The organism is Burkholderia sp. NFPP32 (genome assembly GCF_900119325.1).
Taxonomy (GTDB): domain Bacteria; phylum Pseudomonadota; class Gammaproteobacteria; order Burkholderiales; family Burkholderiaceae; genus Burkholderia; species Burkholderia pyrrocinia_C.
The window spans coordinates 161,141-175,913 of the sequence record NZ_FPJP01000012.1; the positions used below are offsets into that span (position 1 = coordinate 161,141).

The 14,773-nt window shown below is 67.3% G+C and carries 17 protein-coding genes and 1 pseudogene; 8 read left to right on the top strand and 10 right to left on the bottom strand.

Annotated features, from left to right (window positions below; all coding sequences use genetic code 11):
- Positions 1-116 precede the first annotated feature (116 nt).
- From BT264_RS22435 to BT264_RS22445, 3 genes and pseudogenes are all read right to left on the bottom strand, one after another.
- Positions 117-1,295, bottom strand: a complete 1,179-nt coding sequence (locus BT264_RS22435) for a chromate transporter (RefSeq protein ID WP_072440855.1) — start codon at positions 1,293-1,295, stop codon at positions 117-119.
- Complete coding sequence (locus tag BT264_RS22440) at positions 1,292-2,269, bottom strand: chromate resistance protein ChrB domain-containing protein (protein WP_072440857.1); 978 nt, start codon at positions 2,267-2,269, stop codon at positions 1,292-1,294. Before BT264_RS22440 ends, BT264_RS22435 begins: the two co-directional genes overlap by 4 nt.
- Before the next feature lie 255 nt (positions 2,270-2,524).
- A pseudogene (locus BT264_RS22445) lies at positions 2,525-3,596 on the bottom strand (right-handed parallel beta-helix repeat-containing protein).
- Here BT264_RS22445 and BT264_RS40555 point away from each other — a divergent pair.
- Both BT264_RS40555 and BT264_RS22450 read left to right on the top strand, forming a co-directional pair.
- Entirely contained in the window at positions 3,522-3,680 is a 159-nt protein-coding gene (locus BT264_RS40555) for a hypothetical protein (RefSeq protein ID WP_371293651.1), read from the top strand. The pseudogene BT264_RS22445 and the gene BT264_RS40555 sit on opposite strands and share 75 nt — an antisense overlap.
- Before the next feature lie 465 nt (positions 3,681-4,145).
- Complete coding sequence (locus BT264_RS22450; protein ID WP_072440950.1) at positions 4,146-4,490, top strand: hypothetical protein; 345 nt, start codon at positions 4,146-4,148, stop codon at positions 4,488-4,490.
- A 42-nt stretch (positions 4,491-4,532) separates the two neighbouring features.
- Here the strand turns inward: BT264_RS22450 and BT264_RS22455 are convergent, their stop codons facing one another.
- Entirely contained in the window at positions 4,533-5,273 is a 741-nt protein-coding gene (locus tag BT264_RS22455) for an SDR family NAD(P)-dependent oxidoreductase (protein WP_072440859.1), read from the bottom strand.
- 115 nt (positions 5,274-5,388) lie between these two features.
- Between BT264_RS22455 and BT264_RS22460 the strand changes: the two genes are divergently transcribed.
- On the top strand, positions 5,389-6,003 hold the full coding sequence (locus BT264_RS22460) for a TetR/AcrR family transcriptional regulator (RefSeq protein WP_072440861.1): 615 nt from the start codon (positions 5,389-5,391) through the stop codon (positions 6,001-6,003).
- A gap of 33 nt (positions 6,004-6,036) precedes the next feature.
- Here the strand turns inward: BT264_RS22460 and eco are convergent, their stop codons facing one another.
- The gene (gene eco / locus BT264_RS22465) at positions 6,037-6,537 is read right to left on the bottom strand and encodes a serine protease inhibitor ecotin (protein WP_072440863.1); all 501 of its coding nucleotides are present in this window, start codon (positions 6,535-6,537) and stop codon (positions 6,037-6,039) included.
- Between the two features lie 143 nt (positions 6,538-6,680).
- Here eco and BT264_RS22470 point away from each other — a divergent pair, with 143 nt between their 5' ends.
- Positions 6,681-6,995, top strand: a complete 315-nt coding sequence (locus tag BT264_RS22470) for a hypothetical protein (protein ID WP_072440865.1) — start codon at positions 6,681-6,683, stop codon at positions 6,993-6,995.
- Positions 6,996-7,201: 206 nt separating this feature from the next.
- On the opposite strand, the gene BT264_RS22475 is transcribed toward BT264_RS22470, so the two are convergent.
- Entirely contained in the window at positions 7,202-7,603 is a 402-nt protein-coding gene (locus BT264_RS22475) for a hypothetical protein (protein ID WP_034184779.1), read from the bottom strand.
- A gap of 117 nt (positions 7,604-7,720) precedes the next feature.
- Here BT264_RS22475 and BT264_RS22480 point away from each other — a divergent pair, with 117 nt between their 5' ends.
- Both BT264_RS22480 and BT264_RS22485 read left to right on the top strand, forming a co-directional pair.
- Entirely contained in the window at positions 7,721-8,101 is a 381-nt protein-coding gene (locus BT264_RS22480; RefSeq protein WP_072440867.1) for a DUF5594 family protein, read from the top strand.
- 185 nt (positions 8,102-8,286) lie between these two features.
- A complete protein-coding gene (locus tag BT264_RS22485; RefSeq protein WP_072440869.1) occupies positions 8,287-9,654 on the top strand; it encodes an MFS transporter in 1,368 nt (455 codons plus the stop codon).
- A gap of 37 nt (positions 9,655-9,691) precedes the next feature.
- Here the strand turns inward: BT264_RS22485 and BT264_RS22490 are convergent, their stop codons facing one another.
- The 3 genes from BT264_RS22490 to BT264_RS22500 all read right to left on the bottom strand — a co-directional run bounded on the left by BT264_RS22490 (position 9,692) and on the right by BT264_RS22500 (position 12,035).
- The gene (locus BT264_RS22490) at positions 9,692-10,288 is read right to left on the bottom strand and encodes an AAA family ATPase (RefSeq protein WP_072440870.1); all 597 of its coding nucleotides are present in this window, start codon (positions 10,286-10,288) and stop codon (positions 9,692-9,694) included.
- Positions 10,281-11,702 carry an alpha,alpha-trehalose-phosphate synthase (UDP-forming) gene (otsA, locus tag BT264_RS22495; RefSeq protein ID WP_034184775.1) on the bottom strand — a complete coding sequence of 474 codons (1,422 nt, stop codon included), beginning with the start codon at positions 11,700-11,702 and terminating at the stop codon, positions 10,281-10,283. The genes BT264_RS22490 and otsA overlap by 8 nt, the downstream gene beginning before the upstream one ends.
- A 135-nt stretch (positions 11,703-11,837) precedes the next feature.
- Positions 11,838-12,035 (bottom strand): hypothetical protein, encoded by a 198-nt coding sequence (locus BT264_RS22500; RefSeq protein ID WP_072440872.1) that lies wholly within the window; start codon positions 12,033-12,035, stop codon positions 11,838-11,840.
- Positions 12,036-12,281: 246 nt separating this feature from the next.
- Between BT264_RS22500 and BT264_RS22505 the strand changes: the two genes are divergently transcribed.
- Together BT264_RS22505 and BT264_RS22510 are read left to right on the top strand one after the other, a co-directional pair.
- Complete coding sequence (locus tag BT264_RS22505; RefSeq protein WP_083534159.1) at positions 12,282-12,872, top strand: hypothetical protein; 591 nt, start codon at positions 12,282-12,284, stop codon at positions 12,870-12,872.
- Positions 12,869-13,363, top strand: coding sequence for a hypothetical protein (locus tag BT264_RS22510; protein WP_072440876.1), 495 nt, complete (start codon positions 12,869-12,871; stop codon positions 13,361-13,363). The genes BT264_RS22505 and BT264_RS22510 overlap by 4 nt, the downstream gene beginning before the upstream one ends.
- A gap of 66 nt (positions 13,364-13,429) precedes the next feature.
- Here the strand turns inward: BT264_RS22510 and BT264_RS22515 are convergent, their stop codons facing one another.
- Positions 13,430-14,767: an ABC transporter ATP-binding protein gene (locus BT264_RS22515; protein WP_034184771.1), complete on the bottom strand. Its 1,338-nt coding sequence runs from the start codon at positions 14,765-14,767 to the stop codon at positions 13,430-13,432.
- Positions 14,768-14,773 lie beyond the last annotated feature (6 nt).

Here is a 14,773-nt window from a genome sequence, read left to right on the forward strand (position 1 = left end):
CTTCTCCTGTCTAGCGAAGTGGGTACGCCGACACCACCGCACGGTCGGTCGACTTCCTCGCTCACCACCGAACGAATGTCGTCCGGTGCGTCTTGATCGCCGCCGCACCATGCAAATCAATGGTGCAGCAACGGGTAGGCCACCAGCCCGAAGAGTGCCGCCGCAGTGACGATTACCGGTTCCTGCAGCTTCTTGAAACGCCACAACAGCAGAACGGTTGCAATGGCGAGAACAGCGGTTGGAATGTCGACGATCGAGCGCTTCGCGATGACGAGGACGGAGCCCGTAATCGCACCGACGGCAGCCGCCGTGATGCCGTCGACGAACGCCTTGACGCTCGGCAGATGGCCGTACTTCTTCACGTAGGGTGCGGGAATGACCGTGAACAGATAGCACGGCAGGAACGTACCGAGCGCTGCGACGATCGCGCCGGGCAGCCCCGCCACCAGATATCCGATGAAGCCGACCGTGATCACGACCGGGCCGGGCGTGATCATCGCGACCGCGACCGCGTCGACGAACTGCTTGTCGTTGAGCCAGTGGTGCTCGGTCACGACGCCGCCATACAGGAACGGCACGATCGCGAGCCCGGAACCGAACACGAACGCACCCGCTTTCGCGAAGAACGCGCCGATCTGTACGAGTTGCGGGAGATCGATGCCGCTCAGCATGCCGCTGGCCGCCGGTAGATTGGCGCCGGCGAGCGCATTCAACCCGCTCTTGTTCAGCCATTTGGGCGGAGCGCGCCACAGCCAGCCGATCAACCCGGCGGCGATGAAGAGCCATGCGATTTCCGATTCCGTCACGAACGTGACGATCATGAGCGTCAGGAAGATCGCCCAAAGCAGCTTGTCGTTGCCGACGGTTTTCGTCGTGAGCTTGTACGCGCTCATCGCGATGATGCCGACCACCGCTGCCCCGACGCCATAGAAAACCGCCTGCATCCACGACAGCCCGCCGAAGTGCGAGTAGGCAAACCCGAGCGCGAGCACCATCAGGAACGACGGCAGCACGAACGCGAATCCGACGAGCGTCGCACCAAGGAGGCGATAGTGGACGAACCCCAGATAGATCGCGAGCTGGGCAGCCATCGGCCCGGGCGCGAGCTGCGCGAGTGTGATGCCTTCCTTGTAGTCCGCTTCCGTGATCCACCCTCGCCGTTCGACGAGATCGCGGCGCATGTATCCGGCAAGCGCGACGGGACCGCCGAAGCCCAGCGCACCGAGTCGCAACATGTATCCGACCAGTTGGCCCAGCGAGTAACCCGGCGCGTTTGTCGTCACCGTCGTGGTCATGGCCGCCCCCCGGTTTCGTTCTTTCCGTTCGACGCAAAGTGCGCAAGGAGCGAGTCAAGCACCGCACTCATCTGTTCCAGCAGCTGATCGTCGTTTTCCGTGCGTTGACGCGTGCCGGCCATCACGGCCTCGAAGCCGATCGCCTCGGGCACGGCGGGACCGCCTACATCGAGCGAATGCACGATCTCCCCGAGCCGCAGCAGTGCCGAATCCTGATCGAGCCCGAAACTCGCGAGCAGGACCTCGAACGTGACGCGTTCGCCGACATGGGTGAATGCAGCACCATCGAAATCGAAGCCCAGCGCGTCAGCCGGGCAATCGGAAGACGACGCGAGCCAGATGAAGTGCGCACGCGGGTCGATGAAGCGGCGGATCAGCCACGCGCTGGCGACGCGATCGACCCACATGCGCTGTCGCGTCGCCCACTTGCGCCCCTGGTACTCGTCGATCGCGAGCAGGCGTATGGCGCGCTCTGCGGCGTGCGGCTCGCCCGGCGACAGCACGGTGTCGACAAGCGCGACGAAATCCTGCAGCGCGACTTCGGCACGTGTGGCCGCGTCGTCCGGGAAATAGTCGATCGCCCTGACAGCGTCGAAATCCTTGCGTACGCGGCGAAGCAGGCGCGTGAGTTCCGTGGCGGACTGTCCGGCGAGCGTCTTGCGGGCTTCGGTCAGTGTCTGGATGAAGGCGGCGTAATCCTCTCCGCGATCGAAGAGCATTCGGAATTCCAGCTCCTGTGACGCGTCAAGACTCGGCGCGCGTAACAGGTGAGCGGTGCCGCCGCTTTCGGCAATCACGCCCGCGAGTTCGCGCAGCGCCCCTTCATGCTCTTCCGTGTAGGGTAGAAGGTAGATGCCGTCGCGCAGCACGGCGCAGCCTTTCGCCTTGAGCGCGCGCCAGACCCGCATGCGGGCCGTAGCGTTCTGGGTGGGAAGGGTCAGAACGAGGATCGACCAAGCAGAGATAGCATTCATGTATTGAATGCTACTTTGTTGTAGTTACCTCTACAAGTTTACCTTCGATGGTGAATCCATGACCGCTGGAACGGATCGGTTGCCGTCGTTCGACCTACCCTGCCTATACTCCGTAGCCGGTTGGCATTTCTGTCGGCATCGATGGTCGGATATCGCCGCAAGACCCTTTACAGCCGAGAGATCTGCCGGAACCGCGCACGCACAACGCCATCAGGCGACCGTACCCGTCCGCACGCCGAACCCCGCCCCCGCTCCTCACATCACTCCCGTCCGCACCTGCGGCATAAGACTCACATCCGCCCCCGTCACGGTAAACGCACCCGTCGCCGACGACCCTGACGGTCGTGCCAGCACGCTGCCGTCGCCCAGCCGGTTCGCGTCGACGACGATCTGGCTCGCCGCACAACCGCTCGACAACAGCGACACCGGCGAGCCCGCGATCGACGAGAACGTATTGCCCGTCACGCTGAACGAGCACACGTTTCCATACGCCCGGAAACCCGCATAACCGGAGCCGGACACGCGGTTGCCGGTCACCGCGACGTCCGCGACCGTTCCCGTCCACGTGTCGAGCTCGATCGCCGCCTGCTGCGTCGGCTGCAATCCGTTGTTCACACTCGAATTCTGGATGTTGGACACGACATTGCCGGCGATCACGACGTTCGACACGCCGTAGGTCTTCCAGCTGTCCTCCTGTGCAACCAGGATGCCCGCGGCCTTCTGCACGCCGTCGACCGTATTGTTCGAGATCGTCACGGCCTGGCCGCCGACCACCGAAATGCCGCGCCCCCACGCGTTGCCGGACACCGCGTTATGGTCGATCAGCACATTGCTGTTGACGCGGCCGTCGCCGACATAGCTGACGACGGCGATCAGGTCGTCGCCGGTACCCGTCACCGTATTGTTCTGCACGAGCACGTTGGTCGAACCGTAGGTCGTATGGATGCCGTCGGCAAGCGTCGCACGAACCGTATTGCCGACGATCGCGACGCCGCTGCCGCCGAACACGAAGATCCCGCCACTGGCGCCGCCGTCTATCGTCACGCGAAGCACCTGGACGCCCGCGCCCGTCACCTCGACCTTGGTCGAAGCCGGCGTCGTGAGCCGCGTCGTGCCGGTGCCGGCCAGCGTCACGCCCACGAGCGTCGAACCGGCCGCCGCTCATCACGATGGTCTGGTCGGCCGGATTCGTGGCAGCCAGCGTCGCGCCGTATCCGGAAATCACCACCTGGGGCACGGTCACCGCGAGCGAATGCCCGACGACGTAGCGGCCCGGCGCGATGACCAGGCGCTGGCCGGCCTTCAGGCTGTCGAATGCCTTTTGCATCGCGTCGGCCTGATCGCTGCCGTCGGCGACCGGAAAGACCGTTACGTCAGCGACGAGAACAGGATTTGCGCCGGGGGTGGGTGAAAGCGTCGCGCCAGGCGTCGTACCGGCCGGACTGGCCGCCGGCGCCGGGCTGACGGGATTCGTCGACGAGGGCATCGTGCCGGATGCCGCGCTGGCAGGCTCGGCGGCGGATGTAGGTGTGCTCGCAACCGTCTGCGTTGCCGGCGCGGCATTGTTGTCGCCGCCGCCGCACGCGGTGAGGCCAAGGCAAAGCGCGGCAAGCATCACTCGATCGACTGTACGCATACGATTTCTTGCGAGCCCGAGGTGGCCTCATCGTAAGTACGCCCGGCGTTTTTGTAAATGAACTCCTTCGCCCGACCGGCTGCGCTGTGCGCCTCACGCGCACACCGTTGGCGGTCCTCTTCGATTCATCTCCACGACATGCGACATGTGATCGCACTTTTCCCGATCGCCACGGACACGCACCGGGCATTGCGTAGAATCCCGAACCTTTGCATGTACAACGGACCCAAGGACCCGACCATGATTCGAACGATCGCGGCACTGGCCGCGCTTTCGACCCTGACCTGCACGGCGCACGCCGCGGATACCGGCACCACATCCGGCACCGCGCACGCGAAGCAGCGCTACGTCAGCCCGGGCATCGCCAACATCACCGGCGCGGCAGCACCGCGCCCGGAAAACGCTTCCCCCGACGCACGCTGCAGGGAACTGGCCGCCGGCATCGATGCTGTAACGCATGCACCCGACCGCGGCCAGAAAATCGTGCGTGGAATCGGCCCGGACGGCAAGCCGCGTAACGAATTGCGCGCTTACGACAAGCGGGCCGACCTGGAAACCGAGCATCAACGGCTCGGCTGCCGATAACGAACGCAACGCCGCCCGGCCAAATCAGCCGGGCATCGGCATTTACGCGTTCGCGCCGCCATCGATCGTCAACCCGGTCCCGTTGATCGACCGCCCTTCCGGCCCGACGACGAACGCAACGAGCGCCGCCACGTCATCAGCCTTGCCGTACTGCGGAATCGCCATCCGCGAACGCTGCGCACCGGCATGTTCGCCGTCGGCCGGATTCATGTCGGTATCCGTCGACCCCGGATGCACGATGTTGACCGTGATGCCGCGCGGCCCGAGATCGCGCGCGAGCCCCTGCGTCCAGCCGATCAGCGCGGCCTTGCTCGCCGCATAGAGGCTCATCCCCGCATCGGGCACACGCGTCGCGAGGCAACTGCCGGTCGACACGATGCGCCCGCCCTCCCCGAGATGCCGCGCCGCCGCCTGCGAAGCGACGATCACCGCGCGCACGTTCACGTTCAGCGTCGCGTCGATATCGTCGAGCGTGAGGTCGCCCAGCGCGCCTGCGCGGAAGATCCCTGCGTTGTTCACGAGGATGTCGAGACCGCCGAACGCTTCCGCGGCACGATCGACCGCGTTGCGGACTGCGACCGGATCGGCACTATCGGCCTGGATCGCGACGGCGCGGCGGCCCAGCGCCTCGATGCCGGCGACGACGGCCTGCGCCCGCTCGGCCGATTTTTCGTAAGTGATCGCGACGTCCGCGCCATCGGCCGCCAGCCGTTTCGCGATGGCCGCGCCGATGCCGCGGCTGCCGCCCGTGATAAGTGCACGCTTGCCGTGAAGTCGATTCATGTTCGCTCCTTTCCTTATTTGTGTAACGGTCGACACAGAATGTGGCAAGTTGCGCGGCGCTGTCAATTGAATTATTTTATCGATCGATACAGATATCGACGAAAGGATGGATGCAATGGCTGAACGGGGCCGACCGAGAAGCTTCGACAAGGAGGCGGCGCTGGATCGCGCAATGGAGGTGTTCTGGCGGCTCGGCTACGAGGGTGCGTCGATGGCGGACCTGACGGCCGCGATGGGCATTGCGTCACCGAGCCTGTATGCGGCGTTCGGCAGCAAGGAAGCGTTGTTCCGGCAGGCGCTCGAGCACTACCGCGCAACGGAGGGACGGGAAATCTGGGACGGCGTCGAACAGGCCGGCAGCGCGCACGACGCCATGCGGAACTACCTGATGGATACCGCGCGCGTGTTCACGCGGCGGTCGAAGCCGGCCGGCTGCCTGATCGTGCTGTCGGCGCTGCACCCGGCCGAGCGTTCCGACACCGTCCGGCAAACGCTGATCGCGATGCGCGAAAGCACGGTCGAAGCGTTGCGCGAGCGCCTCAGGCAAGGTGTCGCGACCGGCGAGATCGCGGCGCACGCGAACCTCGACGCAATCGCGCGGTACTACGTGACGGTTCAACAGGGGATGTCGATCCAGGCGCGCGACGGCGCGAGCCGCCGCGATCTGGAGGCGATCGCGCAGGCCGCGCTCGCCGCGTGGCCGGCGCTCGTCGGCGCGAGCGGCGTCTAGCCGCAGGACGCCGAAGCCGCGCGAGCCGGCACGTTACTGCTTCTCCGCCTGTTGCACGTCCTTCGACGCATGCCACACGCGATAGCGCACGTCGAAGCCGTCCGGCACATACACGACGAGCGGCAGGCGGCTGTTGTAGCGCAGCAGCTGGCCGTCGCCGCGCACCTGCACGAACCGCTGCTGCGGCGCCTGGCCCGGGCACGCCATCAGCGTCGATGCCGGCCCCTTCACGTCGGTAAGCCGGTAGTACGTGTAACCCCAGCCCTTCACGTCCTCGGCGGTCAGCTCGCCGCCGAACCACTGCTGGTTGCAGTCGGTCTGCAGCGTCTTGCCGATCATCAGCTCGACGCGTGCATCGCCCTCGTTCTCGAGCGCGGGCAGCGCGATCACGGCGCGCTGCTGGCCGGCCGCTGCCTGCGGAAACATCTTGATCGACTCGGCCGGCACGGCGGGCGCCGATGCGGGGCCGGCCACGCACGCGGCGGCAGTCGTGACGCAGAAAGCGACCAGCGCGGCCCGGATCGCGAATTTCATCGATGTGCTCCTGAAAAACAAATGAGCCCCGGATGCTAACACTTTCGTCGCGAGACCTTACGACGCTGTAATTTGACGACACAATTCCGAACAGCCGGCAATCCCCGCGCGCGGTACTTATAGAGCAACCAACGGAGAACATCATGCTGAAGCTCATTGCTGCCGCCGGCGTCGCGACCCTGCTGGCCGGCTGCGTCGTCGCTCCCGACGCCGGATACGGATACGGCTACGGACAGCCCTACTATTCCGATCCCGGCTACGCGTACGGCCCTTCCCCCGTGTACGGCACGGTCAACATCTGGGGCGGTGGCGGCGGGCGCGACTGGGATCGCGGCCGGCGCGACTACCATCGCTGGGACGGCGATCGCGGCAACGGCTGGGGGCGCGGCGGCGGACGCCGCGGCGACTGGAACGACGGCGGCGGGCGCGGCGAAGGCGGCGGCGGCCATCGCCACTGACGCACATTTGCAACCGTTTGTATCCGCGCACGGCCCGCCGACGGCCGGCGCGTCACGCGGACGAACGGACGGGCGCGGAAAAACAAAGGCCCTCGCGTAAAAGCGAGGGCCTTTTGTCGTCCGGTCCGGCAAAGCAAACTTCAGTGGGTGCCGGCCAGCCGGCACCGAACCCGATCACGCGTCGCACACCCGCCTGCCCTGCCTGCTTACCAGCCGGCCGGTTGCGCGTAGCCGCGCGACACCGGCGCACCGCACACATACGCGCGCTGGTAGCGGTCGTAGCAATAGTTCGGGCCGTCGTCCTGGTACTCCGCCTGCTGGTAGGTCGGATAGGCAGGCTGCTGGTACGCAGGCGCCTGATAGTACGTCGGCGGCTGATAGGCCGGTGCCTGGTACACGGGCGCCTGGTACGCGACGGGCGGATTCATCGCGGACGTCACGATCGCGCCCAGCACCGCGCCGCCGATCAACGCGCCGATGACGGCGCCGCCGTCGCGGCCATGCGCTGACGCCGGGCCCGCCACGGCGAGCGAACCGGCGAGGACACACACTGCGGCAATCTTTTTCATGATGGACTCCCACGCGAAGTGGTACTGGATGCGATGCATTGTGGCGGCACGCGGCCGTAATAGATGCAGCAAGTGGTAACGCGCCATTACGCGTATCACGCACGCCGAAACGCGTCACCGCCGTGCTACGATTTTCGGCACACAGGAGACGCCTTCATGCAGCCCGAAACCGCCCGCCGTTTCGATACCGAATTCGCGCCGCGCATCGCGCAGGCAATCGCCGCCTTCTTCGCCGATCACGTGCTGACCGGCGTCGTCCCGTACGGCGGGCACGGGCACCCGACGCGCGTACAGATCCGCAGCGCGCCGCACGAGCATGTGAGCGGCTTCGTGCATCCGCTGAATCTCGAACTGACCTGGGACACCGACGAAATCGAGCGGCTGATGGAGCCGGACGGCCCGCAGCGCTTCGAGCACTACCTGGCCGCGCTGCCGAAAAAGCTGGGCGCGTGGCAGGGCGCACGCGACATCGATCTCGCGTCGCGCACGCAGGCCGACCCGCTCGTGCGGCTCGGCGGCCTCGACTTCGAGGGTTGAACGCCAGCGCCGGCCGGCAGCCGCGCGCGCCGGCGTCGCGTAATGCGGCCCGGTGATACACTCGAGCGGCCCCGGTCCGGCGCAGCCGCGCGGGCCGGGCCGTTCATCGCCGCCTCCGCCCTTTCACATGGTTGCGCACGCAACCGGAAACCGGGCGCGCGGACAACCACGCTTTCGCTCCCGTCATGAACGCCGATACCGGCCTGCCGCTTCCGCAACGCTACTGGGCGATCGTCTGCGTCGCACTGGGCATCACGCTCGCCGTGCTCGACGGCGCGATCGCGAACGTCGCACTGCCGACGATCGCGCGCGACCTGCACGCATCCGACGCCGCGTCGATCTGGATCGTCAACGCGTACCAGCTCGCGGTCACGATCACGCTGCTGCCGCTCGCGTCGCTCGGCGAGCGCGTCGGCTATCGCCGCATCTACATCGCCGGGCTCGCGCTGTTCACCGCGGCGTCGCTCGGCTGCGCACTCGCCGGCTCGCTGCCGATGCTGGCCGTGATGCGCGTGATCCAGGGCTTCGGCGCGGCCGGCATCATGAGCGTCAACGCGGCGCTCGTGCGGATGATCTACCCGTCGTCGATGCTCGGGCGCGGGCTGTCGATCAATGCGATGGTGGTTGCGCTGTCGTCCGCGATCGGGCCGACGGTCGCGTCCGCGATCCTGTCGTTCGCGTCGTGGCCGTGGCTGTTCGCGGTCAACGTGCCGATCGGCATCGCCGCGGTACTCGGCAGCCTGCGCGCGCTGCCGGCCAACCCGCTGCACGACGCGCCGTACGATTTCCCGAGCGCGCTGATGAACGCGTGCGTGTTCGGCCTGCTGATCACGGCCGTCGACGGGCTCGGCCACGGCGAACGCCATGCATACGTCGCGGCCGAGCTGGCCGTCGCGTTCGTCGTCGGCTACTTCTTCGTGAAACGCCAGTTGTCGCAGCCGGCGCCGCTCCTGCCCGTCGACCTGATGCGCATCCCGATGTTCGCGCTGTCGGTCTATACGTCGACGGCGTCGTTCACGTCGCAGATGCTCGCGTTCGTCGCGCTGCCGTTCTGGCTGCAGAATTCGCTCGGCTTCTCGCAGGTCGAGACCGGCCTGTACATGACGCCGTGGCCGCTCGTGATCGTGTTCGCCGCGCCGCTCGCGGGCGTGCTGTCCGACCGCTATTCGGCCGGCATCCTCGGCGGGATCGGGCTCGCGCTGTTCGCGGCCGGGCTGCTGTCGCTCGCGACGATCGGCGCGCACCCGGGCACCGTCGACATCGTGTGGCGGATGGCGCTGTGCGGCGCAGGCTTCGGACTGTTCCAGTCGCCGAACAACCGCGCGATGCTGTCGTCGGCGCCGCGCGAGCGCAGCGGCGGCGCCGGCGGCATGCTGAGCACCGCGCGACTGACGGGCCAGACGCTCGGCGCCGCGCTCGTCGCGCTGATTTTCGGGCTCGCGCCCGATCGCGGGCCGACGGTTGCGCTCTATGTCGCCACGGCCTTCGCGGCGCTGGCCGCGGTCGTGAGCATGCTGCGCATCGCGTCGCCGCGGCCGGACGCGGCGGCCTGACACCAACGCGCGCCGCACACACAGGCGCACCGGCGCGTCAGGCGGCGTCGAGCGCGTCCATCACGAAGCGCACGCGCGCCTTCACGCTCACGCGCGGCAACTCGATCAGCCGGTACCCGTACGCCGTATAGCAATCGACCATCGCGTCGTAGGTGCGCACGGCTTCCGCAAAATCCTGCCGGCGCTCGGTGTCCTGCGCATAGATGTCCGGCCAGGGCGGCGCGATGAACACGCGCCGGTGATAACGGAAACGGCGCGCCGCGGCTTCCGCGTGCGCGGGCACGGCCAGCCCCGTCAGCCGCAGGTAGCCGACCACGTCCGGCACACCGCGGTCGAAGAACACGGGCCCGCGCGCGTGCCGCGCGAGATGGTACGAGCGCATCTCCCAGCTCAGCATCAGCTCGGCGAACGCGGCCGGGTCGCGCCACGGCAGCGCGTGGCCGTCGACGGCCACCTGGTCGCGGATCACGCCTCGCCCGGCCTCCTGCGAGCGCGCGAAACCGGCGCGCTCGAGCGCGTCGAGCAACGTACTCTTGCCCGAGCCCGGGCCGCCCGTCACGACGAAGAAACGGCCGGTGGCATCGCCGGTCGCGTCGTCGCCCTCGGCCCCGGCTCCGTGCACGAACTCACGCATGCGCGACCCGCCGGCCCGCGCGCTGCGTGACCGATACGGCCGCCGCGACACTGCGCAAGTCGGCGACGAACGTATCGCGCCAGACCGACAGGTCGTTCTCGCGCAGCCGCGCGAGGTTCTCCTCGTGACGCGCCTGCCGCTCCGCGAGCGGCATCGACAGCGCGCGCTCGAGCGCCTCGGCCATCTGCGACAGGTCATACGGATTGACAAGGAGCGCGCCGGTCAGCTCGGCCGCCGCGCCCGCGAACTCCGACAGCACGAGCACGCCCGGATCGGCCGGATCCTGCGACGCGACGTATTCCTTCGCGACGAGATTCATCCCGTCGCGCAGCGGCGTCACGTAGCCGACCTGCGACATCCGGAAGAACGCCATCAACAGGTTGCGCTCGTACTTGCGGTTCAGGTACTGGATCGGCGTCCAGTCGAGCTGCGAAAAACGGCCGTTGATTCGGCCGGCTTCGCCTTCGAGCGTTTCGCGGATGTCCTGGTAGGTCTGCACGTCGGAGCGCGTCGGCGGAGCGATCTGCACGAGCGACACGCGCCCCTGCCAGCCCGGAGCGTTCGCGAGCATCCGCTCGAACGACTGGAAGCGCTCGACGAGCCCCTTCGAATAATCGAGGCGGTCGACGCTCATCACGAGCTTGCGGCCGTCGAGCGCCTCGCGCAGCATCTTCACCGGCTTGCGCGCGCCGTACTGGACGGCCGCCTGCGCGATCGCGTCCGGATGCACGCCGATCGGATAGGCGGCGACCTTCACGACGCGGCCGTGCGCGTGCAGCATCCCGTCCTCGCTCGCCGCGCCGATCCCGCGCCGCTCGATGTAGTCGGTGAACGCCTGCTTGTCGGCATCGGTCTGAAAGCCCGCGACGTCGTACGCGCACATGAACTTCACGAGTTCCTCGTGCGGCGGCACGAGGCGCAGCATGTCGGGCGACGGAAACGGGATGTGCAGGAAGAAGCCGATCGGGTTCTTCACGCCGAGCTCGCGCAGGAAATGCGCGAACGGCAGCAGATGATAGTCGTGCACCCAGATCAGGTCGTCGGGCCGCAGCAGCGCGGCGAGCTGCTTCGCGAGCATTGCGTTCACGCGCAGATACCCTGCGTACTCCTGCCGGTCGAAGCGCGCGAGATCGCCGCGATAATGGAACACCGGCCACAGCGTCGCGTTCGAGAAACCGCGGTAGTACTGGTCGTAGTCGCGCCGGGTCAGCCCGACCGTCGCGTAGGTCACGTTGCCGTCCCGCTGGATCGCGGGCTCGGCGTCCGGCGCACCGACGATCTCGCCGTTCCAGCCGAACCAGACGCCGCCCGTTTCCTTCAGCGCGTCCATCACGCCGACGGCGAGGCCGCCCGCGCTCGGGCGCGTGTCCTCGCCGGCGGCGACACGGTTCGATACCACGATCAATCTGCTCATGCGGCTTCCCCTCCTCGATTCGATTGGCTGGCGCGGCGCGCGCGCCAAGGCGGACGCGGCTGCCCGAAGGCGGCCGCGCGGCGATTCAGTTCCGAGAAATGCAATGAAATGCGACGGCGGAATGCGACGACGGGATCAAGCGTCCTGTTCCTGGCCGAGGTCGCGTTGATAGTCGAGCCCTTCCGGGCGGGCGCCGCCCTGGTTGTGATCGCCGTCGGACGGCGTCTCGCCGGGCTCACCGGCAGGCGGTGCGGGTGGTGCGTCGGTCTGCGGACGCGGGTTGTCTGCCCCCGCTTCGGATGGCCGGTGCGAAAACCGTTTCGAACGACGCATGGCTGGGTGTCTCATATGCGGTGCGGCTCGAAGCCGTCGTAGAAACATTCCATAACAAAACAGTCTAGGTCGGTTCCTCGCACGCCAAGGTAACAATTACCTTCAATTTGTAACGTTTCGACCCCTCGTCAGCCACCTGTCCGAAAATAGCGCCGCGCGCACGCGCGACATGCCGTCCGGCGATTTGTCAAAGCTTTGCATTTTTCCTATGACAATTGCGAAACAATGACGCGGCATGGGGCGCGCATGCGTCGCCGCTCACCCAGACAGGACTTGCATTCAGGGATGAACATTCGTTTCGAATCGTCGCGCCGGACCGTGCCGGCGCGCGTCGTGCTGGCCGCACTCGCCACAGCCGCACTGCTGTCCGGCTGCAACTCGCTGTACAGCGAAGGCGCGACAGCCGGTGCCGGTATCGCGGGCGCCGCGATCGCTTCCAAGGTCACCAACAACGCCGCCGTCGCGACGGGCATCGGCCTCGGCGCCGTGGCCGGCGCGCGTGCGGGCGTCCAGTACTCGCAGCGCGTCGCGCACCGCTACACGCAGGAACAGATCGCGAAGGCGGCCGGCCCGCTCGACGTGGGCGGCGTCGCGCCGTGGTCGACGCACCACTCGTTCCCGATCGAGGACGACGAACAGGGCCGCGTGACGGTCAGCCGGACGATCAGCGTCGGTCCGCTCGACTGCAAGGAAATCGTGTTCGCGGTCGACACGCCCGCGAAGCCCGACAAGGCCGCGCAATCGGCGTTCTACGTCGCCACCATCTGCCGCGACGGCCCCGTGTGGAAATGGGCGTCGGCCGAACCGGCAACCGAACGCTGGGGCGCGCTGCAATGAGCGTCGCGATCCGTATCGCGGCGATCGGCGCGCTTTGCGCGGCGGCGGCCACGCTGTCGGGCTGCGGGTCGGTCGGCGCGGCGAGCGGCGCGCTCGCCGGCGCGGCGACGGGCCTCGTCACCGCGAACCCGGCGGTCGGCGTCGGCGTCGGGATTGCCGTGCAGGCCGCGACCGACGAGGCCGTCAACCGCACGATGAAGCAGCTCCATCAGAACCAGCAGGACGCGATCGCGAAGGCGGCCGGCAGCCTGGCCGTCGGCGAAGTGAAACCGTGGAAGGTGAAGAACACGCTGCCGCTGGAAAACGGCGAAGGCGAGGTGCGCGTCACGCGCGCGTACTCGTCGGCGCTCGCGCTGTGCAAGGAATTCGCGTTCTCGGTGAGGGACGGCGACAAGGCCGACTGGTATTTCGCGAATGCGTGCCAGCAAGGCACGCACTGGAAGTGGGCGTCGGCCGAACCGGCCGTCGACCGCTGGGGCAATTTGCAGTAACGGGGCGATGCGCTGCATGACGCGCGGCGCACGCGGCTGCCGGGCCGCACGGCCCGGCACGATCGATCAGGACTCGACGTCCTCGAGGCTGAAGATCTCGGTCTGGTCGTTATACGAGAAGATCTCGCCGTAACGGCCCCAGTCGATCACCGCGTCGAGCGTTTCCTCGGCCGCGCCGTCCGACAGGGAATCCTCGAGCTCCTGCTCGAAGCGCACGCGCGGCGCACGATGGCCCGGACGCTCGTTCAGCACCTTCTTGATCCGTGCGGCGAGCGGCACGTGCTTCAGCAGGTGATCCGCGAACATCAGCTTGCGCTCCTGCGTACCGAATTCCGCGAACACGCGCCCCGGCGGCGTCAGAAACACGTCGCCTTCCCGCACGTCCGCGAAACCGAGGTACTGCAGCACTTCGGCGATCGGAAACAGATCGTCGACTTCCAGATGCAGCGTGCGCGCGATTTCCGGCATGTCGGCACGGCCATGGTACGGCGCCATCGCGAGCGTTTCGATCAGGCCGGCCATCAGGTTGGTCGACACCTGCGGCAGCCAGCTGCCGAGCTCGAGCCCCTTCTTCGTCGCCTCGCCGGTCTGGCGGGCCGTCATCTTCGCGTAGATATCGTCGACGAGCTTGCGGAACGCCGGATCGAGACGGTTGCGCGGGTGCTTGAACGGCACCTTGATCTCGGCGATCACACGGCCCGGATTCGACGACAGCACGAGGATCCGGTCGCACATGAACACGGCTTCCTCGATGTTGTGCGTGACGATCAGCACCGACTTGATCGGCATCCGCCCTTGCGTCCACAGGTCGAGCAGGTCGGTACGCAGCGTCTCGGCCGTCAGCACGTCGAGCGCCGAGAACGGCTCGTCCATCAGCAGGATCGTCGGATCGACGACGAGCGCGCGCGCAAAGCCCACGCGCTGGCGCATGCCGCCCGACAGCTCACGCGGGTACGCATTCTCGAAGCCGTCGAGACCGATCAGGTCGATCGCGGCCAGCGCGCGCTCGCGCCGCTCGCGCGCGCCGACGCCGAGCGCCTCGAGACCGGCCTCCACGTTCTGCAGCACGGTGAGCCACGGGAACAGCGCAAAGGTCTGGAACACCATCGCGACGCCTTCGGCCGGGCCGCGCAGCGGCTGGCCGAGGTAGGTCACTTCACCGCCGGTCGGCTCGATCAGCCCGGCGATGATTCGCAGCAGCGTCGACTTGCCCGAGCCGGAGCGGCCAAGCAGCCCGACGATCTCGCCTTCGCGCAGCGACAGGTTCGCGTCGTCGAGCACGAGCAGCTCGCCCTGCGTCTTGTTGAAGCCGCGGCAGACGTGATCGACGCGCAGGATTTCCTCGCCGAGGCGCGGCGGCTGGGACGTCTGGACGGGGGCGTTTACAGCATTCGGATTGTGCATCGCGTT